The sequence below is a fragment of the Pseudanabaena sp. PCC 9330 genome, assembly GCF_055795045.1.
Map to the genome: position 1 here is coordinate 14,662 of NZ_JAYFES010000112.1, position 24,348 is coordinate 39,009.

Sequence of the window (24,348 nt, forward strand, 5' to 3'; positions counted from 1 at the left end):
CGATTACCGGGCTGGATTGGTTTCAATGTAATACCTGATCACCTCTAGTTCTTTTTCATTGCGAATGATGCGATCGTAAAAGCGGGATTGCCAACCAAAATCAGGCCGTAGGGCGTGCATATCATGGGTACATCGCCCTTTGTACCACCGCATTACCCGCGATAGGGAATGGGGCGACAACATGGGATTGTGGTGTTGGGTTACGCCACCGGGCACGGTTTGCGATGATTCATCGGTATTGACCGTAGAGACGCGATTAATCGCGTCTCTACGGTCAATACCGTCATTACCGATCACCACAATGCCGTGGATATGGTCGGGCATCACCACAAACGCATCCAACGTGCAATGTGGAAATTGGGACGGAATCAAATCCCAGATATCCCAGGCCATTTGCCCCAGGGCCGAACGATACATCACCCCATTGGCAATGTGGCCGAAAAATGGATGGCGATCGCACGTACACACCGTCACAAAATAGGCCGCCGCCGTGGCATAGTCCCAACCGGGCAGCCGGGCAGACGCAATTCGATATTTGCCGCGAAACTTAGCCTGCTCCATCGGCTGCATTCCTGAATCGATAGATTCAAAATGCCCAGAAGCAGTCTGCGCCAGCGTAGTACCGTTAAATTTAAGCCTAACTGCATTTGTTGGTCAGTTTAGCGGGGGCTAAAAGCCAGCTAAATGACTTAACCCATTGCATACTGGAGCGATCCTAAAAAGTGGACGCTCTGCGATTCCCCTCTGAGGACGCTCCTCAAACGCACCCTGAATGCCCTAGCCTGTGATCACCCCCTCCGTTTACAAAGTTGGCGGCTGCCTCAACGCCGAGGCCAGTACCTACGTGGTGCGCCAGGCCGACGTGGACCTGGTGGCGGCGTTGCAGGCGCGGGAATTTTGCTATGTGTTTAGCGCCCGGCAGATGGGCAAATCGTCCCTGCTGGTGCGGGCGAAGGCGCAGTTGCAGCAGACCAAGGCCCACTGCGCCTATCTGGATATGACCCGCATGGGCAACAACGGCCTCACCCAAGCTCAGTGGTATACCGGCGTGGGAGTGAGCCTGCTGCAAAGCCTGAATTTGCTCAGCCAGGTAGACTTTTTGGCCTGGTGGCAAGCGCGAGAAAGTCTGCCCCTGGTGCAGCGGCTGAACCAACTGATAGAGGAGGTGGTGTTACCCGCTACTGGGGATGCGCCGGTCTATATTCTCGTTGACGAAATTGACGGGCTGCTGAGCCTCGACTTTTCTACCGACGACTTCTTTGCCTGGATGCGATCGTGCTACAACCTACGCGCCCACGACCCGCGCTACCGCCGCCTCACCTTTGCCCTCTTTGGGGTCGCTACTCCCGCCGATCTGATTTCCGACAAACAGCGCACCCCCTTCAACGTCGGTCAGGCTGTTTCTTTAGAAGGCTTTACCCTGGCTGAGAGTGCGCCTCTGCAACAGGGGCTAGAGGGTCTGGTGGATTGTCCCCAAGCGGTGCTCAAGGCCATTTTAGATTGGACGGGTGGCCAGCCGTTTTTGACCCAAAAGCTGTGTCAGATCGTGGTGAAAAACGCCCAGCAGTCAGAAACGGTGCCCCTACAACTTTCGCCTAGCATGGCGGAGTTTTGGGTGGAGGGTTTGGTCAAAGCTGCCCTGCTCGACCATTGGGAAGCCCAGGACGAGCCTATTCATCTGCGCACCATTCGCGACCATTTGTTTTGGCACCAAAACCGCACGGCGAGACTTTTGGGCCTGTATCAGCAGCTCTTGCAGGGCGAAGCGGTGCAATCTGACGACAGTCGCGAGCAGAGCGACCTGCTGCTGTCGGGGCTGGTGGTGCGCCGGGGCAACGAGCTGGCGATCAAAAACCGCATCTATCGGGAAGTCTTTACCCTCGACTGGGTGAACCGCCAGCTGCGCCGTCTGCGCCCCTACGCCACGGCCCTGGAGGGGTGGTTGACCTGCGATCGCACCAACCCCACCTACCTGCTCAGGGGCCAAACTCTGCTGGAAGCCGAAAGCTGGGCGCGGGACAAAAGCCTCAGCGATGTCGATTATCAGTTCCTCGCCGCTAGCCAGGATGCCGAACGGCAGGAGATTCAGCAAAAGCTGGATGCCAAGGCCGAGAGCGAGCGGTTCTTTCGTCAGCTAGCCGAAGCGGTGCCGCAGATCGTGTGGATCGTGGAGCCGGACGGCAGCCTGTCCTACAGCAACCAGCAGGGCCATGACTTCTCAGGCAAATCCGCAGAGGATTTTCAGGGCTGGCAGCGGGTAGAGGTGGTTCACCCGGACGATCGCGATCGCAGCCGCACCGCCTGGCAAACCGCCCTTATTACAGGACAGCCCTACGAAGTAGAGCTGAGAATGCAGGATGCCGACGGCCAATACCGCTGGTTTTTGAACCGGGCGGTACCCATTCGCGACGGAGCGGGGCAGGTGGTGAAGTGGTTTGGCACCAGCACCGATCTGGATGAAGTCAAGCGCACCGAGGAGAATAAGCGACTGGTGGAAGTCCAGGCGAGGCTGGTGGCGGAAGAAAAACGCCTGCGGCAGGAGCAGCGGGCGAGTCGCTTGGGTCGTTGGTTGCTGGCTACCGTTAGCGCCATGCTCATTGCCTCTGGCAGTTTAGGACTCCTGGCCTGGGTTCAATCTCGACAGGTGACCCTGCGGGAAGAGGAAGCCCAGCAACTGTTGGGGGAGGTCAGCGATCGCATTACTCGCCACCTCGATACTTACCTGGCAACCGCGCACACAGCCAATCAGCTCCACATCGCCGCTTTAGAGGCCGGGGCAATCAGCCTGGATGATCTGGATGCCCTACATCGGTACCTAATTTTGCAATTACTGCGAACCGATGCCGCCACGACGTTTGTATTGGGGACGCCTCAGGGGGATTTGCGGGTGATCCATCGCGTCAGCCCCGAAGACAGGGGATTGAACACGTGGCTAAGGCCAGAAGAATTGTTATTTGAAGCCGCCATTTCCGACCGCTCAACCCCCTTGGTCAACCGGATCTACAGCATTGATGAGGTCGGTAACCGGGTTCGGAACATTATGACGATTCGCAATATTGATGTGCGCGATCGCCCTTGGTTTCGGCTGGCCGTTGAGACTGGCAAACCGGGCTGGACCGATCCGTTTCAAATTGGCAGTACAGATTTGCTGGCCATTAATGCTTATGCCCCGGTTTACGACAACGCCCAACAATTGCAAGCCGTATTCGGGGTCAACCTGAGTGTGCGGTATTTGAATGAATTTTTGGAGAGCTTGTCTATCGGTCAGTCTGGATTGGCCTTCATCATCGAGCGCGATGGCTTACTGGTCGCCAATTCGGTGGGCGAGTCTGCCTACAGGTCTGACAAACCTAGAAGACTCCCCAACCAGCCCCAACCCGCTTTTACCAAACCCGGCCAGGTTGCCTTTCAGCGCCTGTCTGCAACCGAGAGCGATAACGCGATCGTGCGCGTGGCTGCTCAGCAACTCCAAAGCCAACTGGGTGACTTTGATGCCATTCAGGTCGCTCAAGAGCTGGAGGTAGAAATCGAAGGTCAGCAACACTTTTTGCGGGTCATTCCCTACAGCGATAACTATGGGCTGGATTGGCTGATCATTACCGTGGTGCCTCGGGCTGATTTGCAAGCGCAAGTCTACGCCGATGTAAAACGCATTGTGTTGCCCACGGGGTTGGTTGCCCTCGTGGCGATCGGGGTGGTTCTGTGGCTTGCTCGCCGGAGTTAACGACCCTGAGGGGCGATCGCCCCTCGGTCTCTGGCAGCACAACCCAGCCGGAACGTTTAACCCGCAGCCCGATCGAGTTCTTGAAGGCTACAAAGAGTGCGTCCTGGATGTGGATTTCTACTCCGCCACCCCTACCCAAGGCTCCGGCCAGCCTTCGCTGGTCTCGACAAGGTGATCATTTCTTGGCCCCTCGATCGCGTTCTAGATCGGGAGCAAAGTCACAACTATGGCTGCCAATGGGTGCGCGAGTACCTGCAAACCAATCTGCAGGAGCAATCTAGGGCGTTATGCCAACCTGCATTTGAGGTCAAAAAAGGGGGGCTGCGCTCTAATAGTTCAGCAAGCTAACTCTGACCAGTGTTCAACAGTCTGTCCCATCCACCCGCCTACCCATCTACTCGACTACAACTGTCAATATCACCTTGGCAGAGCACTAAGTTAGGATCACCTCACCCTATGGGCAAGGGCAAAGCGAGAAGTTTATGCCTAGGCCGTAAGTGTGTTGATGGCTGTGGGTTGAATAGTTGCCTGCGCGCGCAGCTAGCCGGTTGAGCTTACCCCGTAATTGTCCAGCGCTGCGCTAAACAAATGTTGGAACTTTTCACGAAAGAGCTGCTGAAAGAGATTGTGGTGTTGCTTTGAGACGCGGACAACCAATCAAAAACCGCTACTCCCGCTGGGCTAAGAGCGCCAACATGTACTGGGGCTGAAAGTCCTCCAACCATTGGCTGGGTGAGGTTTATGAGGTTTTTTCGCCGCTCAGGGTAACAGCGTGTCAGCATGGCCTGGAGGCGTCGTCCTCCCAGACATAACCATCACCGTAAGGGACGAGTCGGGTAGAATCGGTGCACAGGTTAGCCCAGATCCTGCCCGAGTTGCCAGCTAAAGTCAGGGCAGATTGTGCGCCAATCAACGACGCTTCTACCCCAGCTTGGCCATGGCTACCAGAGGCTCACAAGACGCCGACGGTTTCGGTATACATCCTGATCAATTACGAATATCAGCTCCAGAAGTGTCGAGGGGGCGATCGCATTCCTTCGATGCCGTTTCCAGAGTTGGCCATAACGGTAGCTGATACCTTCGAGGTGGCTAGCGTTTAACATCGCAAATATCTTATCCTCTGCGGCTGGGGCTGCGTTTACTCTACCGATTCAGACAAAAGTCAGCCTGATTGAGGGTTGCAGGGTAGAGGTCGGCAAACCATTCCGCAGAGACGGCGTTTTCGCTGTCGCTAACCAGGTATTGATTGACCAAAGTGCGCCACTGCGGGTCATTATCGGGCAGCACCAGCCCGTAGAACTCACAGGTTAGGGGCAGTTCCGGCGTCAGGGCAAACGCCTCCAGGGGTTTGCCTGTTAGCTGTAGGGCCGCGTAGGTCAAAATGCCATCGCCGACAAAGGCATCGATCGCGCCCTGCTCCACCGCCTGAATGGCCAGGTTACGCCCCTCTGGGCCTGCGAAGGGCACTCGTTCTGCATCCGGGTAAGCGGTCTGCACAAACTGTTCCGTCGTGGTGTTGCTGAGCACGCCCAGCCGCACCCCCGCCAGGGGCAGGCTGGGATTGATCGCTGCTGTCTGACCGGCCCGCGTGAGAAATTGGGCACTGCTGACAAAGATGGTATTGGAGAAGGTGATGCCCGCCACATCCGAGCGGATGGTGTTGGGGCCGCATTCTAGGTGAACGGTGTCGTCTCTGACCAGGTCATAGCGATTGCCGAGGGTAGAGGTGAGTTCTACGACCTGGACAGGGTTAGCCCGATTGAGGTGATCGCTCAGGTAGCTGCTCAGGGAGAGGGCCAGGTCGCCGCAGTAGCCATCCCAGGCGTCATCTTGATCGATGAAGCCGAAGGGAGCGGCGTCTTTGCGCAGGCCCACCTTGAGCACCCCGGTGCGGGCAATTTCGGCCAGGATGCTTTCTGAGCGAGGGGCGGGCTGGGGGGCGATCGCTGCCGGAATGACGGGGATAGGCGGTGCTCCGCCATAGGCTGCCTCCAGCTGGCTGGCGGACAGCTCAGAGATAATATCCACCGCCATGGGCTGCTCTTCGCTAAGGAATGCGCCATAGCGGGCGGTCAGGTAGGGCAAAAAGTCATCCTGATCGCGCAGGTAGGCATTCCAGAAGGCCACACTGAGGATTTTATAGTACCGAGACCCCACATCCCGATGCTCCCCCGCCAGCAGCTTAAAGATGCCCTCGGCCCCCTCCCGCCCCGGCTTGGAGGTAAAGTGGGTGCCCCCTTCAAACAGGGCCAGGTACTTGGGCTCGGTCTGTAGCCAGACGAAGGGGTGAATCTGCTCGGTCACCACCGTTGAAACAATGTCATTGCCCCCCGACACCATGAGCAGAGGCACATCGATCTGGCTGAAGCCTTCGGGGCCGTAGAGCCCACCGCCGAGGGGATGGGCCGCAACGACGGCTCTGATGCGGGGATCTTTCAGGTCGTAGTTTTGGGGGGGCAAAAACCGGGCGCGACATTCAAGGTACAGGGCAAAGTTGAAGATGACGTTCTCCTGGTCGCAGTTTTCTACCAGGCGACCGTAGTTAATTTCGGCCCCCGCCAGGGCCAGGGCGGTGGAGCCCCCCAGGGAGTCGCCCACGACGCCGATGCGGGTTGGGTCTGCGATCGCAGCCCACTCCGCCGATTCCGCCGTCAGTTCTTCCAGCCGGTCAATCAGGTACGAAATTTCCTGGGGCCGGTTGATAAACTCCATGGGGCTGAGCAGGGTATTTAGCCGCCCCTGTAGATAGGTTTGGCGGTAGGCCAGATCGCTGCCCACGTGGTCTGGAATAATGGCGATGAAGCCGTAGGAGGCCAGATGCTCGGCCAAAAACGTAAAGCTTTCTTTGACATCCCCAAAGCCGTGGGAAATGATCACGATGGGGGCAGGCTCGCTCAGCCCCTTGGGAATGTAAATATCGGAGTCGAAATCATAGTTGACGGTCAGCCCCTCCGCCGTTTGCCGGGTGGCGGGGTTGGTGACGGTGATTGTGGCTTTTTGAAAGGCATAGGGGCCAGGCTGGCTCAGGTCGGGTAAGCCGGTGACATCTAGGTCGGCCTGGGTACTGGCTTCCGCCGCTGCCTGGGCCTGAATCGCCCCATTGGCCGCCCGGTTGTAGCTAAAGTACAGGGCCAACTCCCGCCGCAGCGCCAGCAAGTCCATCAGGTCAATGGCGATGGATTGGGTGGGGAAGGCCCGCAGGGCATCGATCAGGGTCCAGCCCTCGGGGCCCGCGTTGGCGGCGGCGTTGATGACGGCGGCCCGCAGGGCAATTTGCCCATTGTCGCCGCTGGTCGTTTGCACCACCTTGCCCAGATTGAACAGCACATCTCGCCCCAGGGGAGAATAGGCGACGTTATCGACCATGACCAGATCCAGGGGCAGTTTGAAGGTTAGCCCTGTCCGCAGTTGCGCCAGCAAAGAAGGACTGAGAAAGCGAGCGTACAGCTTCAACTCAGGCGTGATTTCTCCGGTTTCGGCAAAGGTCTCCAGGGCATCAACCGAGATCGTCAACACCAGCGGCCCGGTGGTATTGATGCGAATTTCCTCGGCGCTGTAGCCGGGACGGGGCAGGCCGGCATCGAACAACGCACCGCCGATCGCGAGGGCAGCCGTAGCCAGGCCAGTTTGCAAAAAGCGGCGGAATCGAGTGGGCTGGGGCATGATTCGTCAATCGCTGAAGGTTCTAATCAAAAATGGCGTCAATCGCTCGCAGCCGGTTGGTGCCCCGGCGCAGGTCATCTCGAAACTGATCGATGTCTTCGAGGGTGTTGCACAAATCGGGGTCTCGGTTGCGCTCGTCCCGGCGATCGCAAATATCCCGACGCACATTGTCGCGAATGTCATCCCGAATTTCATCGCGGATACTGTCGCGAATCACGTTTCCCAAACTTTCATTGGCCCATGCTAAGGAAGGAATAAAGGGCAGAGTAAGGATAGCAAAGGCTAGGCCGACAACAAGTTTCATGGTGTATTTTTTAAGGAACAACGCTGAAAGAATTGTAAAAGTGCTCAAAATTTGCCGGGTCATCATCAATGGCCAGCACCAGGTAAAGTCGATCGCCGGTAATACTGAGGGTCGCGACTAAAAATTGGCCCCAGCCCTCCGCCGTCATCAGCCGTGAGGGCAGCCCTTGAAAAGCGACTTCTTCGATCGCCAGGGTGGCGCTGAGTTGTTCATTCTGAATGTCATTGGTCACCTGATCCGCCGCCGCGTCTAACAGCTCTTTTTGAGAAAATTCGTAGCGTAAACTGCGGGGAATATCGGCATAGGCCACCAGGTAATACTCAAATAAATCGGCCTCATCTATCGCCGGTAGCGTAACGGAGGTCATTTGCCAGCGCAGTTCCTGCTCCAGTAAAAGACTGGTGCTGGTTTGTTCTGAGGGAATTCCTGGTAAATCAACCGTGTAGCTGCCCGATGTCGAGGCAGAGAATTGCCAGGGGAGCAATTGACGATCTTCAGAGGGTTCCTGCTGAGCCACCTGTTGTGAAAACAGGACTGGTTCGGCGGCCACTTTTAAGGGAAACGACAGGCCAAAGCCCATCAGGCACAGCGTTAAAAGGGGTGTTTTTAGATTCATGGTTAGCCGCAACTTTTTTAAAAAGGGGAGTTAGAAGAACATAAACAGTGAGAGTTGTAGGGTGACCCAGGGGCTGGTGTCGTTACTCGCTGCCTGCCGCAGGGCAGAGCCCGGAAAGGCCACAGAACCCACCCCCTGAAGCATGAAATTTTGGGATAGAAAATACCGGGTGGTCAGCAAAAATTCCTGGCCAATATAGTGAGAACCCAGGGTAGAAAGGGCGGCGTTGCCGCCTAAATTATTCAACTCATCGGCGAAGCGGTAGTAATAATCTAGCGAGACCGATAGGTTTTGGCTGGGTTGGGCGCTGAGGGTGACCCGGTGGGAAAATCCGTTGGCATTGTTGTAGAGCTTGCCCAGGCTGATGCCCTGGAGCCAGTCCGATAGCCCCCCCGCCTGGAGCGGGTCGAAGCGTTCGTAGGTGGCGGTGTTGGGGTTGTCGCCGCTAAATCCGGCGAAGCGGTAGCTAAGGCTGGGTCGCCAGGATACGTTCTCAGCTGTGTAGCCCAGCCACAGATAGCCCCCGTGGGCGGCCATCGGGCGTTGTTGGCTGAACTGGTAGGCATACTCTCCTTCGGCCCACAGCCCCGGTACACCAAAGAGGGTGGACTGCCGTATCCGTGGATTGATCACCTGCAAGCCGTCGCGGGTGAAGCGATCGCCATTGGGCAACGGGTAGGCCCGGTTCGACTGGGGCACCGCAATGTAGGACAGGACGGCTTCTAGGCCCTGGTTATTGTTGTAGCTGAGGCTGGTGCCCAGGTATTGGGTGTTGCTGTCGGCGATGGGCAGTTCGTCGGGTTCTAAAAAGAAGCCTTGCAGGCGAAAATCGCCCCACCGCAGGTTGGCGAGCACCGTCATATCGTAGGCGGTGCGGGGGTTAGAGTAGCTGGCCCCTCGCTCTAGGGCATTGGCCGAGCCGCTGAACTGGGAAAACAAAAAACCCTGGTTGAGCTGAAAAATCTGTCGCCCCGCCGATAGGTTGAAGGCCAACGGACTGCCCGGTTCTGCCACGAGTAACCCGCCGTAGAGGTCTTCCACCGCGCCGTAGAGGCGGTTGTCGGTGCGGAAGATGTCGGGTTGCAGGGTGCCCGACAGAGTGTAGGAGCCAGCGCCGTAAATATAGAGGGGCCAGTTGCCCAGGCGAGTAATGCCCGCCAGCCCCGGTTCTAGGTAAGCCTCGCCCCAGGTCACGGTGCCCGTGGGTTGGTAAGGGCCTGCAACAAAGTCGTCGGCCCGGCCAAACCAGGGATTGGTATCGCTGAAGACGCCCAAACCCCCATTGAGGGTAATTTTGGCCAGGGCGCGATCGCTCTGGTACAGCGTCGGAAAGTCTGCAAAGCTGCCGCTCACCACCATACCCGTAGGTAGCTGGGCGGTCGGGGTTTCCGGCTGCGCTGGCTGGAGCGTTACCAGCAGCGCCAGAATGACTGTGCCGGGACGGGTAGACTCGTACAGGCGGTACTCCGCCGACTGCACAAAGGGCAACCGCTGCACCTGGTTCAACCCCTGATCGGCAAACAGGGAGCTAAAGTTGCCCCCGGCCTGAATGCCAAAGGTGGCCGCCACCTCTTGCTGCAAAGCCTCATCCTGGGCCGAGTCGCCCGTTGGGTTGCGAAGGTAGACAAACACCTGCTCAATGGGCAAGCCTTCCCCAAAAGCCGGTGGAATTCGCAACCCCGCATTGGGGTCTTCCGTTGGGGAGGCATCGCTCACCCGTTCTAATCCAGCGTCATTTCCCGCCTCCGAATGGTCGGAAAGGTTGGACTCCGCAGGCTCAAGCGCGATCGCCCCTTCCCGCCCAGCCGGTAACCCCCATTCAGGAGAGGCCAGATCCTCGGCCTGGGTAGACAGTCCTTGAACAGTTCCCAACGAGTCCGCCGGTTGCAGAGTAACGGGCAGAGCCTGCTGGGCCCAACCTGCGGTTGCCATACCCAGCAGGGACAGCACCGAGGTCGCAGCCCAGGTCAACTTGCCGCAATGCCAGAGAAACAAACCTTTAGTCATCGCTAGTCGGCATTTTGCTCTTGTAAGAACCACCGCCGTCAACCCGCAGTTCAATGCCCGTCACCCAACTGGCGGCAGGGGAGACCAGGTAGTTAAAAGCGTGAGCAATGTCGCGGGGTACACCCCGCCGCTTCATCACAAAGGCATCGGCCAGGCGCTTTAGCATGGCTTCGTCGTAGCCCGCATCCAGAGTGGCCGCCCCGTTATCCACCGAGCCGATGACGATGGTGTTGCAGCGTACTTCCGGCCCACTCATGGCGGCGATGCTGCGCACCATGTTGATCAGAGCCGCCTTGGCATTGCTGTAGGAGATAAATTCTGGCGAAGGGCTGACCCCGACCATCGAACCCGAGAACGTCACCGAGGCGTTGGGTTCTTTTTTGAGGTGGGGCATGCAGAGCTTGGTCAGGTTGTAGCTGCTGACGGTGTTGAGAATGTAGGACTTCACCATGTAGTCGGTGCTGACGCCCCAGAGGGGGGTGTACTCGCCCCAACCGACGTTGTTAATCAGGGCGGTAATTTTGCCGAATTTGTTCAGGGTGGCATCCACCAGTTCCTGCAGATGGGCTTCGTCGGTGACATCGGTTTTGAGGGCCAGGGTTTCCTGTCCGGTGGCTTGGGTAATTTCGTCGGCTTTGGCCTGGGCAGCCTCCCCATTTAGGTCAGAAAGCACCACCTTGGCCCCGGCTTCGGCCAGTACTTCAGCGGTGGCCCCGCCAATCGCTCCACCGGCTCCGGTGACGATAACGACGTAATCTTTGAGGGAAAAAATATCGAGTGCCATAGGGTGTTCTCCGATTGTGGTGGTAAAAAAAGTGGATAGAAGGCAGGCTAAGCAGTCCCCTCCTCGGAGGGGTGCCCGCAGGGCGGGGTGGGTCAAAGCCTTGAATGCGAAAAAGTTGCCAGCTATGGGTGAGGGTTCAATTGCCAGGATTAACCCACCCCTGGCCCCTCCCAGGAGGGGATACAGACCGCTAAAGGGCGTTTAGTCCAACTCCTGTACGCCGCCGCCGCTGACGGTCAGCACCTGGCCACTCACCCAACTGGAGGCCGGAGAGCAGAGGAATAGGGCCGCATAGGCAATGTCGCTGGGTTCTCCCAACCGGGCCAAGGGCGTATGCTTCAGCATGGCCTTTTCGATATCGGGCGTTAGCACCGTGGCCAGGGCATCGGTTTTGATGGCACCGGGGGCGATCGCATTCACCCGAATATTTTTAGGCCCCAAATCAAAGGCAATGTTGCGGGTCAGATGGCTCTCCGCCGCCTTAGAAGAACTGTAGGAGGCCATGTTGATGTTCTTGTTGTCTCCAGCCATGGAGGAGATATTCAAAACGGCTCCACCTCCGGCAGTTTCCATATGAGGAGCGCACAGTTGGCAGAGATGAAACACCGAAAACACATTGAGTTTGTAGGCCCAAATAAAGGTGTCCATCGACATATCAAAGGGCTTGGGGCCGCCGCCCCCAGCGTTGTTGACCAGAATGGTGATCTTGCCGAAGTTGGAAACGGCAACCTCTACCAAATTCGCCAGAGCCTCATCATTGGTGACGTCGCAGGCCACCGCCACCGCCTTGCCACCGCTGGCATTGATGCTGTCGGCCACCGCAGCGGCAGTCTCTTCTTTCAAATCGCTGACGACAACGGCGGCACCAGCCTGGGCAAAGAGTTCAGCAATGCCCTGGCCAATACCAGCCCCGCCGCCGGTGACAATGGCCACCTGGCCATCGAGCTTAAAGGCATCCAGTACAGCTAAAGTCATAATTTCTCCGGTTCTTTCAATTTCAAACGTCAAGCTTTTGGCCCTTGGGTGTACGCTGGGGGCGCAGCCCAAACCACAGCAGCAGCAGCATCGGTAGAAACATCCCAGCCGCCACCAAAAACATCTGACTTACCCCTGTGGTAAAGGCGACCTGGTAATTGCCAACCAAGCCTTCTAACTGGGTCTGGGGAATGGCAAATTGGGCCGAAATAGAGGGCACATCGCTACTCAAAATCCGCTTCAACAGGTCATTAACTTTGGCAATTTGCTCATCGTTGAGTCCGGCATTGGTTAATTCGCCCAGGTAGTAATTGCGCCCAAAGGTGGTCACTAACGCAATAGACACCGCCACTCCCAAGGCGTTGCCAAATTGAATGACCGCATTGTTGGTTGCAGAGGCAATACCCGCCAGGTTGGGCGGGGCCGAACTCAGCAGTGCATTCATCCGGGGCACATTAGCTACGCTATAGCCCGCCCCAAACAACACCATGGGCAGCAGCATCGTCCCCAGGGTCAACTCAGGGCTGAGCCAGCGAGAGAACAACAGCAGCGCCAGGGCAAAGAAAGCTGTGCCTATAACCATCAGCGATCGCACCGTAAACTTGGCCACAAGGGTGCCAGCCAGAATGCTGAAGACAAATATAGACAGGGTCAGCGGCAGCAACATCATCGCCGATTGCACCGGGGACTGCTGCAACAAAACCTGGAAGTAATTGGAGAGGTGAAAGAATACCCCGGTTTGGGCAAACGCCAGCAGTAAAACCAGCAAACACCCCAACGAAAAGGCTGATTCTCGAAATAGAGACAGCTCTAAGGCTGGAAATTCAACCCGCGATTCCCACCAGACAAAAAGGGCGAGTATAGCCAGTCCTAACAGGGCAGGAGTCAACACCACAGAACTGAAAAATCCCCCTGTTCCACTGGCCTGGCTAATGCCATACACCAGAGAAAATAGTCCAGCAGTACAGAGCAGAATTCCTACCCAATCGAGTTTTCGCTGTCCGCCAGCCCTACTTTCAGCCACAAACCGCAGCATGAGAAACAGGGTTAATAATGCCAGGCCGATCACCAGCAAAAACACCGATCGCCAGCCCAGGGTTTGATTTAAATACTGAACGGCTAGGGAGGAAAGACCGCCCATAATCCCCAATGCTGCCCCGTAAATGCCCAGAGCTTTGGGCCGCTCTTCCGCATCGAAGGTAACTGTTAGAATCGCCAGCGCCAGGGGGTTAACCAAGGCCTGAAAGATTCCGTCTAAAGCGCGAATACCGATTAGCGCCTCAGGGGTAGAGGCTACCATCGATAAAACTGCCGCTGACAGAATACCGCCGGTGCCAATCAGTAAAAATCGCCGTCGCCCATACAAATCTCCCAGGGTGCCACCTCCCAAAATGAAGGCCGCTAGCATCAGTGTAGAAATGCTAGACATCAGGCCAATCGTTGCCTGGGACGGATTAAACTCCTTTTGGATGGCGGGCACCACTAAATTCAAAATTCCGGCATCAATGGCGACCATGAGCACTGCAACAATACAGGCCACTAGAACCATCCATCGGTTTGGGTCGCGAGACTGAGTCGATGTCGAGACTGACATAGTAATCCCTAACAAGCAGTAGAGGGCCGATTCATCAGGCTGAAAATCGGTTCAAGAATTTATTCAGGGCGTAGCATGGCTCTCATTACGGCTGCATTGATAAACCAGGCCGCAATGCCTGCGATGGCTCCTAACAAAATGGCTCCAGCCAGCGGCGTGACCAGAATAGTGCCTAAAAACTTTTGCACAAACAGGGCCACCAATGCAGCTGTACCAAAGGCAAACAGCGAGTAAAACAAAACGGTTCTGACGCCAAAGAAAAAGAAAGGACGATTTAAAAGTTCTGGTGCTGCTAGCTGTAGGCTTCGCGCCTTCTTGCCAAAGGTAAAAAATGCAATTATCCCCAAAATGACCGACAGAATAAAGGCTGTCATCACTCCCGTGGAGAACACCGTTTTTTCATGGGCTGATATGGTGTCAACCGTGAGGGGTAGAGCCTCTTTCCCGCGAAACATGAACCAGCCAATCACCCCATTAATCACTGCATTGGAAATGCTACTGATCAGGGCATCTTTTTGAATTAAATCTTTGACATGACTGGAGACATAAATCATCACATTGCCCTAGCGAAGAGAGCTTAATCAGCTAGTCGATAAAGAGCATGGCATCAAAAGGTAAAAAGTTTGTGTAATATCGAGGGGTGCCCCCTTGGATTGTTCAATCCATTCCCTTGGATCATGAAAATTCTGCTGGTTTCATCCGATAAACTTTTGCAACAACAGCTGCACAAAGATTTATCTCGCCACAATTTAATTGTTGATGCCGCCACCGATGGCCAAGCAGCCTGGGATCTGCTGCAAGCCTTTATGTACGACGTGATTTTGATGGAGGCTCTCTTGCCCAAGCTAGATGGGCTGAGCCTGTGCCAACGCTTGCGTGATGTGGGCAACCCGGTGCTAATTTTGCTGATCATTGAGCCTACTGCTGCCGGAACGTGCATTCAGGGTTTAGATAACGGCGCAGACGCCTGCCTGATTAAACCTATTCACGAGCCAGAACTGCTGGCCCAACTGCGAGCCCTAGCTCGGCGGGGGGTGCGTCGTGCCAGTCCGGCCCTCTCTTGGGGGCCACTATTGCTTGACCCCACCGCTCGGCGGTTCACCTGTCAGGGGCAGGAGCTGAAACTGAATCGCAAAGAATATCAACTCCTGGAGCTGTTACTGAGCCATCCCCGGCAGATGTTTGCCCGCAGTGAAATCGGCGATCGCCTGTGGACCCTAGACGACGAAATTCCCAGCGACGCCACGATCAAAAGCCACATCCGCAGCATTCGCCGCAAGCTAGAGCAGGTGGGGGCTAACGATTTGATTCAAACCCACTACGGCCAGGGGTACTGCTTAAACCCGGCCTACGATCCTGGCACCAAACCCTTGCAGCGGGGAGCACCCATGCCAGAACTGATGATGGACAATATCACCGCCAATCTTTGGCAAGAACTGATGACTGCCAATGCCCGCTTGCAGCAGGAAATTGAGCAACGCAAGCAGATTGAAGCCCAACTGCGACGTTCAGAACTCATGTTACGTACCGCTCAACAGGTCGCCCAAATTGGCTCCTGGGAATTTGACTTTCACACTCGGGAGATTTACTGGACTGAGGAGTTATTTCTGATTCACGGGCTGTCTCCCGAAGGGCCAACGCCCGGTTACGAAGAATCGTTGCGCCTAATTCACCCCGATGATCGACAATTGCACGAAGAGGCTATTCGACAGCCGGCCGCCAGAGGGGAGGCCTTTGAAGCCAACCTGCGGATTGTGCGGGCCAACGATGGCGAGATTCGGTACATCAATGCCCGAGGAGGTCCTCTGTTTGATGCGGACGGCAAAATGATCAAGCTAACAGGAACAACCTTCGACGTAACTCGGTGGGTAACCGATGGAATTTTTCCCCGGAAAGAAAGTTATGGTCTATAGATGTAGTGGCAAGGTACAGCATTGGTTTTCTGTCGCTCAGCGTATGTATGGGTCTGTTTCAGCTTGAGGCCAAACGCTCAGGACTACCCATAAACTTCAGCAGCAGCTAATCCTATGAGCCGTTAGACCGCCTGCAATCAACTTGTTTCCTGAAATATCGACTTTGAATAGGCAGAATGGCACTGTGGGGAGGTAGCTGAGATGACTATCGATGAGCCGAGTGGCCAAGGGCCTTAACCTGATGAAGGCTTGTGGGTTGAGTAATTGCCTGCGCGCGCAGCTAGCTGATCTGGCTGACGCCGATGCAGCTAGAGGATGATTGTCCAACATCGCGTTGGATAAATTTCGGAACGTTTCACGAAAGAGCCGCTGAGGGAGATTGGGATGCTGGTTGCGGCGCGGGTAACTACTCAGCCAATCTGCAGCTTTAACGGAAGCCACTCTCGGGTGCTGGATGACTACACCGCAGACGAGGGTAAGCAGATAATGCTTGAGTCAACTAATCAGGCTAGGGGAGACAGCTCTCTATATTGCCGGTTTTAGCAGGGTTGCCCACATCCTAGACCTCTAAGAGAATCATCAACATTCTTCGCGGCTAAGATTGAATCTGACTTTTCTGCAACTGCTATGGCATCTGCATCTGCGAGTTCAATCAAGCTGCTGATTGTGGATGATGACCCCATGATGCGGCTGGGGCTGACGGCGGCGTTAGGGAGCTACCCCGACTTAACTATTGTGGGAGAGGCCAGCGACGGACGACAGGGCGTTGAGCAGGCGGCAGCACTCTGCCCCGATGTGGTGCTGATGGATGTGGGTATGCCAGGGATGGATGGGATTGTGGCCACCCAGGCGATTAAGGCTGCCACCCCTGGCCTGCGGGTGGTGATGCTGACCTCCCACACCGACGATACCGAGGTGATTGCCGCTCTCTCTAGCGGGGCCGATGCCTACTGCATCAAGGGTACCGAGGTCAATGCCCTGATCAACGCCATTCAGGTAGCAGCTTCTGGGGCGGCATATCTGGATCCAAAGGTTGCTCAAACGGTGGTGCAAAACTTGGCCACAGTGCGGCCCAAGGCTGGCCCCTAGGCGGATGGGCTGCTGTCGGGCCGTGAGCTGGAGGTGTTGCAGCTGATTGTTGAAGGCCTAAGCAATACCGAAATTGGTGAACGGCTTTACCTCAGCCCCAATACGGTGAAGACCTACGTAAAGGGAATTATGAACAAGCTGGTGGTGAGCGATCGCGTGCAGGCTGCTGTAGCCGCTGTGCGCTGGGGGCTGGTGGACTAAGACAGGCAGCGGTGCGTACCGGCCCATTCCACCCAACTGGATGCGCGACCTGGGGGAAGTGGCCCGCCATGATGCTCCCCTAGGATGAAGCCGTTACCGCCCAGCCATCCCTGCGACTCCCTCGGGGAGCACTTTGCGAATTGCGCCCAACCGCAGGTAGGCCAGGGCTTTTTACTAAGGAGAGAGTGGATGGAGATTGTGGTCGCAAGTTTGGCCTATCTGGAGGATCTGGCAGCGCTGTTTGATGGCTACCGAGTGTTTTACCAGCAGCCCTCCGACCTGGCGGCGGCACGGCGGTTTTTGCAAGAACGTTTGACAAAGGGCGATTCGACTATTTTGGGGGCGATGGTTGGAGGTGACCTGGTGGGCTTTACCCAGCTTTACCCCAGCTTTTCGTCGGTGTCGATGAAACCCATCTGGATTTTGAATGACCTGTTTGTGGCAGAAGCCTACCGGGGCCAGGGCGTTGCCAGGGGCTTGATCGAGGCAGCGGAGACCTTTGCCCGTGACAGTGACGCGATCCGCATGGTGCTGGAAACCCAGGTCACCAATACTTTTGCTCAGGCTCTGTACGAGGGGCGGGGCTATGTGCGAGATACGGAGTTTTACCATTACTCATTGAGCCTATAAGTTTGGCGGGTAAGCAGACAGTGGGCCTGTGCGCAGGCTCACTGTCTGCTATGTCCGACCTCGGTAAACCATGCCGGGGTCATAGCTTGGTCTGAGCCTTGGGCAGGGTAAACCAAAACGTTACCCCCTGCCCTGGGGGGCTGATTGCCCCAATTTCGCCGCCGTGGGCCGTGACAATTTGGTGGCAAATGTAGAGTCCCAAGCCCAGGCTTAGGGTTTGGCGGCGGTTGGGGCCACGGGTATAGAGGTCAAAAATGCGATCGCACTGCTCCGCTGTCATTTCAGCCCCATTGTTATGTACCGTGCAGCGCAGCCCCTGGGGCTCCAATGCGACACCTCGCGGGGCAGACGGGAGCCGGAGGGCGGCGGCCCCCAGGGTGAGGATGACACCAGCTGGGTTGTAATTAAGGGCGTTGGCAATCAGGTTTTCGTACACCCGCCGCACCTGGAGCGGGTCGATATCCACCAAGGGCAAATCCGAAGGGAAGTTGACCTGAACGATCGCTCGGTGCTGTTCAAAAAAGGGCTGAAAATCCGCCAGCACCGACTCCACCAGATCCTGTAGTGCCATGGGCTGACGGTGCAGCACCAGTCCGTGCACCTCTGCTGCATGCACCTCCAGTAGCGAGTCAATGAACTGGATTTGGCGATCGCTACTGGCGAGCATCTGCTCCAGTACCGGGCGTGGCAGGGGTACGGTGTCCCCCTCTGTTTTGGCCAAACTCTTGAGCACCATGGCCAGTCCCAGCACCGGGTTGCGCAGGTCGTGGGAGACGGCATGGAGAAATAGCCGGAGCCGCTGCCGGAGCTCAAATTCGCGTAGCAGCATACGCTCGTACAAATAAACCCCCAGATCCAGCAAAAAAAAGAAGCTGGTGGCGATGGCAAAAAACAACAGGTAGGCTAACCAGCCCATGCCCTCAGGGATATCGACAACCCTGAGGTTGAAGACTGTAGCCGAGGCCATGAGTAGCCCCAACGCTAACCCCTGGGAAAGCAAATGCCAGGTCCATTTCACGGGAATCAAGAGGGCCTGGAGGGTAAAGAAAATTAGCCAGACGCCAAAGTCTAGGAAGGCTTCGCCCTGCAGGGTGAAGTAGATCTGTGGCACCCATACTAGGGCAATCGAATACCCCAGAAATGCAGCCTTAACCCGGTGTATGGGCAGTACGTAGCGCAGCATCAGCCAGGTCATTATCAATCCCAGGGCTGGAGTGATCAACAGCGCCCAGATCAGCAACCAAAACCGTTCACTATTGAGAAATTCATCCACCTCGCCGCTGCGCTCCATGGCGGGCAAGAGCATCCCCAGGTTGAGCCCCGCAATAATCACCAAAAACCCCAGGGCAATCCAGATGGCCAGCTGAAGGCGATCGCGAATGAACTGCTGCCGCCAGGTGTAATACTCCTTGGATATCGAGGCCCCAAGCCCTGGGGAGTGGGCCAAAAACTGAGTCAGGCGTTGCCAGTGATAGGTAATGGAAATCATAGCTGGGGCTCTGGACGGGTGAGGGAGGCCGTCTTGTAGGGATGCCGAGGGTTGGGAGATTAACCGCCTAAGGGCTGCCCTCTTGCTCCACCACCAAAATGCGAGCTTCCCCGATGGGATGGGCGACATGTTCGGTGCCTTCCGAGGCAAAGGCAATATCGCCAGGGTTGAGCCGTACTACCTGCACCGCGCCGTCTCGTTTGTAGTGCATGTCAACCGCCCCATCCAGCACCACAAACACCTCTTCGCCGTCATTGACATGCCACTGGTAAGGCTGATCTGTCCAGTGCAGGCGGATAGTTATGCCGTTCATGGTGGCGATATCGAGCGCACCCCAGGGGTGATCAGAGGTGAACGATTTAGCAGTGATGATGTCCATAGGTCACTGAATTGTCGATGTTAAGGTTGCTTGGGTTGATCGGGTGAACGGGGAAAAGAATACTGCATGTGCACCAGGATCAGCCCGGTATCGCCGTGGCGCGATCGCCCGGTTTCACCAAAGCCATAGCGAGCATAAAAGCCCCGCCCCATGACATTTTGCTCAAAGACGGCCACCGTTAGCGCCCCTTTTAGCCCCACGGCGTGATCCAGCAGGGCTCGGCCCACGCCATGCCTCTGCCAATAGGGAGCGACAAACAGACCGCCCACCTCGCTGCCCACCTCGGCATTGAGCAAAGACACAAACCCCACGATATGCCCCTGGTGTTCGTATACCCAAGTTTCGACCATTGGCAGGTATTGGGTAGCAATGGCAATGCGCTCTTGGGCAAAGTGGTCAGCAGGCAAGAAACTGTGGGCGATGGTCGCGGCCTGGTGCCACACTGCCAACACCGCCTCACAATCTTGGGAGCGATAGGGGCGAAGGCTCATGGCTGCCAGTCCTGTTTGAGGCAGCTGTAGAGGTGGTGATCGACGTAGCGATCGTAGAGCCATTCTGCCTGGCGCAGGGTGCCCTCGTGGCGAAAGCCCAGCCGCTCAGGAATGCGTCGGCTGCGGTGGTTTTCCGTGGCGCAGGCAATCATCTGACGGTTTAGCCCCAGCCCGGTAAAGCCGTAGTCCACCAGAGCGCGACAGGCCGCCGTCATTAACCCCTGGCCCTGGTGGGCTTCCCCCAGCCAGTAGCCGATGGTGCCGACCTGGTTGGCACCGTCGAGGTGGTTGTAGCCGATGATGCCTGCGATCGCACCGTGGTGGCAAATCGCCGCGCCAAAGCCCCGGTTCTCGGCCCACTGGCGCAAAAAAGACTGAATAAAGCGGCGAGTATCGTCGGCAGATTTCACCGTATCCAGCCAGGGCAGCCACTGGCGCAGGTAAGTTCGGTTGTCATCAGTCAGAGCAAACAGCTCGTCGGCATCGGCTAGGCTCAAAGGCCGCAGGCTAAGCGAGTTGGTAATGGGGTAGAAAAACATGATCGGCATCGCCAAGGGGTGATGGTTTGAGCCTAAGGGGAAAGACGGCGCGGGGGCTTCCCACGATCAGACTCACCCAGTTGGGGGAGATCAAACCCTCCAGGGCGATACCCAATAGCAGGTAGGAGCGCCCCGGTTGCCTCGCCTACGGTGTGAGGGTCGAGTTCAAGCCCAGCCCCATGCTATTAACCAACTGCTCCCGTCGTCCGATACGTCCTCATCGTTCTCCGGCTAGAGCTTTCAATTGGGCGGCGGGGTTAGAGGTCGGGCTATTTTTTCTCATCGGTGGCGGGGCCGGAGCGGCACTGCTCTGGTTTGTCGCCCAGGGCGAGGCGTCGCCTTACATCTATCCAAGCTCTACTACCCCTGCCCCAGCGCTGAGCCGTCCCGCCCCAGCAGCGTCCGTGGCTCGGCCCTGCGTCGATCGCAGCGGTGGGGTGGCCCAAGCGGCCATCACCTGCATTCAAACGAACTAGCCAACCCCCGCATCCTCATTTTTTTACCCAAGGAACGTAATCCTATGCTGTCTAAATTAGGTTTAGGCCTGGCCCTCTGCCTGGTCCTCTGCCCAGTCCAGGCGATCGCATCCACCGCCGCCCCGTCCCCCCTGCTCCAACCCGCTGCCATGACCCCATCCCCAGAACTTTCCGCTGCCTTCACCACCGCCCTCGCCGCTGAAATGGAGGCCTTTGTCCAGGCCCACGCCGACCACCGGCAGTTTATGGGCACCGTGCTGGTGGTGCGCGATGGCGAAACCGTGCTGAGCCGGGCCTATGGTCTGGCGGATCTAGAACAGCAGATTCCCCACACCCTCGACACCCGCTTTCCCATTGGCTCGGTAACCAAACAGTTCACCGCTGCCGCCATTCTCCAGCTGCAAGACCGGGGTTTGCTGAACGTGCAGGCCCCCGTTGCCACCTACCTACCCGATTACCCCAACGAGACCATTACCCTGCACCACCTGCTCACCCACACCGCCGGACTGCCCAACTTCACCAGTGTCCCCGACTATTTTGAATGGATGCAGCAGCCCGCTACTCTCGACGAGCTAATCGCCCGCTTTCGGGACTTGCCCCTAGAGTTTGAGCCGGGCAGCCAGCACCGCTACAGCAACTCCGGCTATGTGCTGCTGAGCCAGGTGATTGAAACGGTGTCGGGCCAGTCCTACGGCGACTATGTGCAGGACAATTTGCTGACGCCGTTGGGGATGGAGAACACCGGCTACGATCAGCCGCCGCCCGTGCCTGGCCTAGCTCAGGGCTATCGGGGCAACGCCCAGGATTATCAGAGCGTGCCCTCCACCCACCCCACCGCGGCCCAGGGGGCGGGGGGGCTATATTCCACCGTGGGCGATCTGGCGCGGTGGAACCAGGCATTGTTTGGCAATATCCCCGGCGATCGGGCTGTTTTAAGTGAGGTTGCGATCGCCGCCATGACCACGCCTCAGGTATCCCTTGGCATTGTGGAGGCTCCAGATCTCTCCTACGGTTACGGGCTGGTGATTGATAACCAGTCTGCCCAACCCCGCATTGGCCACGGCGGCGGTATCAGCGGCTTTGTCAGCAGCCTGCTGTACTTGCCAGACCAGGACGCCACCATCGTGGTGCTCAGCAATGTGGAATCGATTAACCCTGAGCAGATTTCGGCGGGTCTAGCCTCTATTTTGCTGGGCGAACCCTACGCGCTGCCCCAGGCCCTGGACACGGTGACGGTAGATAGGGCGGTGCTGGAGCGCTACGTGGGTACCTACCAGTTTGCTCCGGAGTTTCAGATCACGATCACCGTTAAGGATGGGCAACTGTATGCCCAGGGCACAGGACAACCGGCGATCGCCCTCTACCCCGCCTCTGACACCGAGTTCTTTGCCCTTGCCCCAGAACTGCGCATCGTCTTTAACCCCGCCGCCAGCGGCGCGGTGGAGAGCCTGACCCTGATTCAGAGCGGCCAAAATACCGTGGCTCCCAGTGTAAATTAACAGGACAACCCGATGCAATGGCTTAATGAACCGCCCCAGTGGGCGCAAACCGATCAACAAATCACCCTCACCACCGCACCCCAGACCGATTTTTGGCGGGTCACCCACTACGGTTTTATCCGCCACAGCGGCCACTTTTTCTACGAAACTATTGCCGGAGACTTCGTGGCCGAGGTCACCATCCGGGGGCAATACCGCGACCTCTACGACCAGGCTGGGCTGATGGTGCGCACTGACGACCACCACTGGATTAAGGCTGGAATTGAGTACGTCAATGGGGTGCAAAACCTCAGTGCCGTTGTCACCCACGACTATTCTGACTGGTCGAGAATGGCCTTACCGCAAGCCCCTGAAGCACTAAGGCTGCGACTAGAGCGGCGGGGCGATGCGATCGAGATATTTTACCGGGATGAAACAGGAGACTTCAGGCCGTTTCGGCTGACCTATTTTCGTGACTCGCCTGCCCTTCAGGTGGGGATCATGGGCGCATCTCCAGAGGGAGCAGGATTTACCGTCACCTTTGCTAATTATGTGGTGCGGGCTTAGTCGCAGATATGTAGAATGGTGCGCTGAATAGTTGCCTACGCGCTCAACTAGCCGATCTGGCTTGCGCTGATGCAACCGGGGAGAAATTGTCCTACTCTGCGTAGGACAATTTTTGGAACTTTTCACGAAAGATTCTGCGATAGAGATTGGGAGGCTGGTTGCGGCGCGGGCAACTAGACCAGGCAACTATGCGGCCTGAGCGGAGACTATTCTTAGGCAGAGAATATTGCCAACGCTATAAGGCTCAGCGATTGTTGGACCAGGCGATGCGAATCTCTCATCGCTCTTGTCAGGTCGAGTTGAAACGCTAAGTCGAGGCTGGTGCCATCTCCGAAGTAATGGTTCCTGGAAACTTGGGCTGTTGAGCAAGCCGCTCTAACACTGCGTCCTTGTCAGTCAAGGACTAACCTCAGCTATTGGTTCCCAAGGCCTCAAATCCCGCCACGATATCGAGGAGTTCTCCGGTAATCGCATTTTGGCGTTGCTGACGATAGTCGGCATTGAGGTCTGCGAGGCGTTCTTCAATGGTTTTTTCAGCCGCCTGCATTGAAGCCAGTCGGGCAGCATTCTCACTGGCTAGAGATTCGACGGTGGCGCGGTAGAGCGAGACAAACAGGTATTGACGAACCAAGGCTAAAAATAGCGGCTGCCAGTGGGTGCCTACCATGGGCAAGGCGGAGGATTGCCAGGGGCGTTGCTCTAGCTGGTGCAGCCAGGTGCGATCAAGGGGCAGCAATTGCAGGGTGACGGGTTGAAACGTGGTGGCTGAAAGTGACTGGTTATAGAACAGAAGAATTTGACCCATAGCAGGGCAGGGGCTGTCTGCTGGCTCGTCTATCGGAGAACTTTGGACAGCATTTTGGGGAAAGCGCCACTGCTCAATTGCCAGCAGCAGATCTTGAATGAGCCCAGGAGTTCCCGCCAGGGAACTGGGGAGGGCAAACAGCTGCTGAACAGGCTGTTTAGCAGCTTCTAGATAAGGTATTAGCCGTGCTCCTACGGCAGCGACCAGGCAGCGATCGGGCTGAATGTGGCGCTGATGCAGTTGCGTTAGGGTATAGGCGGCAATCTGCTCATTGAACTGACCACAGAGGCCGTGGTCAGACCCGAATACAATCACTCCTACCCATGTCTGTTTTTGAGATGAATCCGCGAAGGGAAGCAGCCCGGCGGAATCTTCAGAAAAGCGGCGGTGGTGAAGTAACCCCTGAAGCCCCAGCTCAACTGTGGTGTTGTAGTTGGTCAGGGCGGTTCTGGCTTTTTCGTACTGGCGAATGCTCACCATGGCCAGGGCTTTCATAGTTCTGACCACGGCCTGGAGGTCTTCGATGCTGTGAATTTGGGTTTGAAGGGCTTCGAGGGTGAGCATGGAGATGGGGGGATGGAGAGATGGGGGGATGGGGGGATGGGGATGATAGCCCCGTAGAGT

General features: G+C 56.8%; 21 protein-coding genes and 1 pseudogene. 8 read left to right on the forward strand and 14 right to left on the reverse strand.

The features are described 5' to 3' along the window. Positions 1–3 precede the first annotated feature (3 nt). Positions 4–561 (reverse strand): transposase, encoded by a 558-nt coding sequence (locus tag AC0QKW_RS16535; RefSeq protein ID WP_473152187.1) that lies wholly within the window; start codon positions 559–561, stop codon positions 4–6. A 223-nt stretch (positions 562–784) separates the two neighbouring features. Between AC0QKW_RS16535 and AC0QKW_RS16540 the strand changes: the two genes are divergently transcribed. Together AC0QKW_RS16540 and AC0QKW_RS16545 are read left to right on the forward strand one after the other, a co-directional pair. Next, complete coding sequence (locus AC0QKW_RS16540; RefSeq protein ID WP_473152188.1) at positions 785–3,724, forward strand: AAA-like domain-containing protein; 2,940 nt, start codon at positions 785–787, stop codon at positions 3,722–3,724. Next, positions 3,708–3,899 (forward strand): hypothetical protein, encoded by a 192-nt coding sequence (locus AC0QKW_RS16545; RefSeq protein WP_473152189.1) that lies wholly within the window; start codon positions 3,708–3,710, stop codon positions 3,897–3,899. The genes AC0QKW_RS16540 and AC0QKW_RS16545 overlap by 17 nt, the downstream gene beginning before the upstream one ends. 968 nt (positions 3,900–4,867) lie before the next feature. Here the strand turns inward: AC0QKW_RS16545 and AC0QKW_RS16550 are convergent. The 8 genes from AC0QKW_RS16550 to AC0QKW_RS16585 form a co-directional block, all read right to left on the reverse strand. Next, positions 4,868–7,387 (reverse strand): alpha/beta hydrolase, encoded by a 2,520-nt coding sequence (locus tag AC0QKW_RS16550; protein WP_473152190.1) that lies wholly within the window; start codon positions 7,385–7,387, stop codon positions 4,868–4,870. 22 nt (positions 7,388–7,409) lie between these two features. Beyond that, positions 7,410–7,691, reverse strand: coding sequence for a hypothetical protein (locus AC0QKW_RS16555; protein WP_473152191.1), 282 nt, complete (start codon positions 7,689–7,691; stop codon positions 7,410–7,412). A 10-nt stretch (positions 7,692–7,701) separates the two neighbouring features. Next, positions 7,702–8,307 (reverse strand): hypothetical protein, encoded by a 606-nt coding sequence (locus AC0QKW_RS16560; protein ID WP_473152192.1) that lies wholly within the window; start codon positions 8,305–8,307, stop codon positions 7,702–7,704. 30 nt (positions 8,308–8,337) lie between these two features. Beyond that, positions 8,338–10,314: an alginate export family protein gene (locus AC0QKW_RS16565; protein ID WP_473152193.1), complete on the reverse strand. Its 1,977-nt coding sequence runs from the start codon at positions 10,312–10,314 to the stop codon at positions 8,338–8,340. Beyond that, complete coding sequence (locus tag AC0QKW_RS16570; RefSeq protein ID WP_473152194.1) at positions 10,307–11,098, reverse strand: SDR family oxidoreductase; 792 nt, start codon at positions 11,096–11,098, stop codon at positions 10,307–10,309. Before AC0QKW_RS16570 ends, AC0QKW_RS16565 begins: the two co-directional genes overlap by 8 nt. A 201-nt stretch (positions 11,099–11,299) precedes the next feature. Further along, on the reverse strand, positions 11,300–12,073 hold the full coding sequence (hdhA, locus tag AC0QKW_RS16575) for a 7-alpha-hydroxysteroid dehydrogenase (RefSeq protein ID WP_473152195.1): 774 nt from the start codon (positions 12,071–12,073) through the stop codon (positions 11,300–11,302). Positions 12,074–12,095: 22 nt separating this feature from the next. Next, on the reverse strand, positions 12,096–13,667 hold the full coding sequence (locus tag AC0QKW_RS16580) for an MFS transporter (RefSeq protein WP_473152196.1): 1,572 nt from the start codon (positions 13,665–13,667) through the stop codon (positions 12,096–12,098). Between the two features lie 59 nt (positions 13,668–13,726). Continuing rightward, entirely contained in the window at positions 13,727–14,221 is a 495-nt protein-coding gene (locus AC0QKW_RS16585; RefSeq protein WP_473152197.1) for a permease, read from the reverse strand. A gap of 123 nt (positions 14,222–14,344) precedes the next feature. Here AC0QKW_RS16585 and AC0QKW_RS16590 point away from each other — a divergent pair, with 123 nt between their 5' ends. The 3 genes and pseudogenes from AC0QKW_RS16590 (at position 14,345) to AC0QKW_RS16600 (ending at position 17,500) form a co-directional block, all read left to right on the forward strand. Next, positions 14,345–15,580: a winged helix-turn-helix domain-containing protein gene (locus AC0QKW_RS16590; RefSeq protein ID WP_473152198.1), complete on the forward strand. Its 1,236-nt coding sequence runs from the start codon at positions 14,345–14,347 to the stop codon at positions 15,578–15,580. Positions 15,581–16,207: 627 nt separating this feature from the next. Continuing rightward, positions 16,208–16,870: pseudogene (locus AC0QKW_RS16595) on the forward strand (response regulator). 189 nt (positions 16,871–17,059) lie between these two features. Beyond that, complete coding sequence (locus AC0QKW_RS16600) at positions 17,060–17,500, forward strand: GNAT family N-acetyltransferase (protein ID WP_473152199.1); 441 nt, start codon at positions 17,060–17,062, stop codon at positions 17,498–17,500. A 79-nt stretch (positions 17,501–17,579) separates the two neighbouring features. Here AC0QKW_RS16600 and AC0QKW_RS16605 read toward each other — a convergent pair whose 3' ends face one another. The 4 genes from AC0QKW_RS16605 to AC0QKW_RS16620 all read right to left on the reverse strand — a co-directional run bounded on the left by AC0QKW_RS16605 (position 17,580) and on the right by AC0QKW_RS16620 (position 20,407). Further along, the gene (locus AC0QKW_RS16605; RefSeq protein WP_473152200.1) at positions 17,580–18,989 is read right to left on the reverse strand and encodes a sensor histidine kinase; all 1,410 of its coding nucleotides are present in this window, start codon (positions 18,987–18,989) and stop codon (positions 17,580–17,582) included. Positions 18,990–19,056: 67 nt separating this feature from the next. Next, a complete protein-coding gene (locus AC0QKW_RS16610) occupies positions 19,057–19,368 on the reverse strand; it encodes a cupin domain-containing protein (protein WP_473152201.1) in 312 nt (103 codons plus the stop codon). A 20-nt stretch (positions 19,369–19,388) separates the two neighbouring features. Continuing rightward, the gene (locus AC0QKW_RS16615; RefSeq protein ID WP_473152202.1) at positions 19,389–19,859 is read right to left on the reverse strand and encodes a GNAT family N-acetyltransferase; all 471 of its coding nucleotides are present in this window, start codon (positions 19,857–19,859) and stop codon (positions 19,389–19,391) included. Further along, complete coding sequence (locus AC0QKW_RS16620; RefSeq protein WP_473152203.1) at positions 19,856–20,407, reverse strand: GNAT family N-acetyltransferase; 552 nt, start codon at positions 20,405–20,407, stop codon at positions 19,856–19,858. The genes AC0QKW_RS16615 and AC0QKW_RS16620 overlap by 4 nt, the downstream gene beginning before the upstream one ends. A gap of 170 nt (positions 20,408–20,577) precedes the next feature. On the opposite strand from AC0QKW_RS16620, the gene AC0QKW_RS16625 reads away from it, so the two are divergent. From AC0QKW_RS16625 to AC0QKW_RS16635, 3 genes are read left to right on the forward strand one after another with little or no spacing between them, the layout of a single operon-like run. Beyond that, the gene (locus AC0QKW_RS16625) at positions 20,578–20,874 is read left to right on the forward strand and encodes a hypothetical protein (protein ID WP_473152204.1); all 297 of its coding nucleotides are present in this window, start codon (positions 20,578–20,580) and stop codon (positions 20,872–20,874) included. Positions 20,875–20,918: 44 nt separating this feature from the next. Continuing rightward, the gene (locus AC0QKW_RS16630) at positions 20,919–22,373 is read left to right on the forward strand and encodes a serine hydrolase (RefSeq protein ID WP_473152205.1); all 1,455 of its coding nucleotides are present in this window, start codon (positions 20,919–20,921) and stop codon (positions 22,371–22,373) included. Between the two features lie 12 nt (positions 22,374–22,385). After that, complete coding sequence (locus AC0QKW_RS16635) at positions 22,386–22,919, forward strand: DUF1349 domain-containing protein (protein WP_473152206.1); 534 nt, start codon at positions 22,386–22,388, stop codon at positions 22,917–22,919. Between the two features lie 409 nt (positions 22,920–23,328). Here AC0QKW_RS16635 and AC0QKW_RS16640 read toward each other — a convergent pair whose 3' ends face one another. Further along, a complete protein-coding gene (locus AC0QKW_RS16640) occupies positions 23,329–24,288 on the reverse strand; it encodes a F0F1 ATP synthase subunit gamma (RefSeq protein ID WP_473152207.1) in 960 nt (319 codons plus the stop codon). Positions 24,289–24,348: the final 60 nt, after the last annotated feature.

What these genes read in the sequence shown, in the direction of transcription:
- AC0QKW_RS16615 (WP_473152202.1), bottom strand. Translation starts at nt 19,859, where the DNA reads ATGAGCCTTCGCCCCTATCGCTCCCAAGATTGTGAGGCGGTGTTGGCA.
- AC0QKW_RS16630 (WP_473152205.1), top strand. Translation starts at nt 20,919, where the DNA reads ATGCTGTCTAAATTAGGTTTAGGCCTGGCCCTCTGCCTGGTCCTCTGC.
- AC0QKW_RS16550 (WP_473152190.1), bottom strand. Translation starts at nt 7,387, where the DNA reads ATGCCCCAGCCCACTCGATTCCGCCGCTTTTTGCAAACTGGCCTGGCT.
- AC0QKW_RS16590 (WP_473152198.1), top strand. Translation starts at nt 14,345, where the DNA reads ATGAAAATTCTGCTGGTTTCATCCGATAAACTTTTGCAACAACAGCTG.
- AC0QKW_RS16560 (WP_473152192.1), bottom strand. Translation starts at nt 8,307, where the DNA reads ATGAATCTAAAAACACCCCTTTTAACGCTGTGCCTGATGGGCTTTGGC.
- AC0QKW_RS16625 (WP_473152204.1), top strand. Translation starts at nt 20,578, where the DNA reads ATGCTATTAACCAACTGCTCCCGTCGTCCGATACGTCCTCATCGTTCT.
- AC0QKW_RS16640 (WP_473152207.1), bottom strand. Translation starts at nt 24,288, where the DNA reads ATGCTCACCCTCGAAGCCCTTCAAACCCAAATTCACAGCATCGAAGAC.
- AC0QKW_RS16605 (WP_473152200.1), bottom strand. Translation starts at nt 18,989, where the DNA reads ATGATTTCCATTACCTATCACTGGCAACGCCTGACTCAGTTTTTGGCC.
- hdhA (WP_473152195.1), bottom strand. Translation starts at nt 12,073, where the DNA reads ATGACTTTAGCTGTACTGGATGCCTTTAAGCTCGATGGCCAGGTGGCC.
- AC0QKW_RS16620 (WP_473152203.1), bottom strand. Translation starts at nt 20,407, where the DNA reads ATGCCGATCATGTTTTTCTACCCCATTACCAACTCGCTTAGCCTGCGG.
- AC0QKW_RS16570 (WP_473152194.1), bottom strand. Translation starts at nt 11,098, where the DNA reads ATGGCACTCGATATTTTTTCCCTCAAAGATTACGTCGTTATCGTCACC.
- AC0QKW_RS16600 (WP_473152199.1), top strand. Translation starts at nt 17,060, where the DNA reads ATGGAGATTGTGGTCGCAAGTTTGGCCTATCTGGAGGATCTGGCAGCG.
- AC0QKW_RS16555 (WP_473152191.1), bottom strand. Translation starts at nt 7,691, where the DNA reads ATGAAACTTGTTGTCGGCCTAGCCTTTGCTATCCTTACTCTGCCCTTT.
- AC0QKW_RS16535 (WP_473152187.1), bottom strand. Translation starts at nt 561, where the DNA reads ATGGAGCAGGCTAAGTTTCGCGGCAAATATCGAATTGCGTCTGCCCGG.
- AC0QKW_RS16580 (WP_473152196.1), bottom strand. Translation starts at nt 13,667, where the DNA reads ATGTCAGTCTCGACATCGACTCAGTCTCGCGACCCAAACCGATGGATG.
- AC0QKW_RS16635 (WP_473152206.1), top strand. Translation starts at nt 22,386, where the DNA reads ATGCAATGGCTTAATGAACCGCCCCAGTGGGCGCAAACCGATCAACAA.
- AC0QKW_RS16565 (WP_473152193.1), bottom strand. Translation starts at nt 10,314, where the DNA reads ATGACTAAAGGTTTGTTTCTCTGGCATTGCGGCAAGTTGACCTGGGCT.
- AC0QKW_RS16610 (WP_473152201.1), bottom strand. Translation starts at nt 19,368, where the DNA reads ATGGACATCATCACTGCTAAATCGTTCACCTCTGATCACCCCTGGGGT.
- AC0QKW_RS16585 (WP_473152197.1), bottom strand. Translation starts at nt 14,221, where the DNA reads ATGATTTATGTCTCCAGTCATGTCAAAGATTTAATTCAAAAAGATGCC.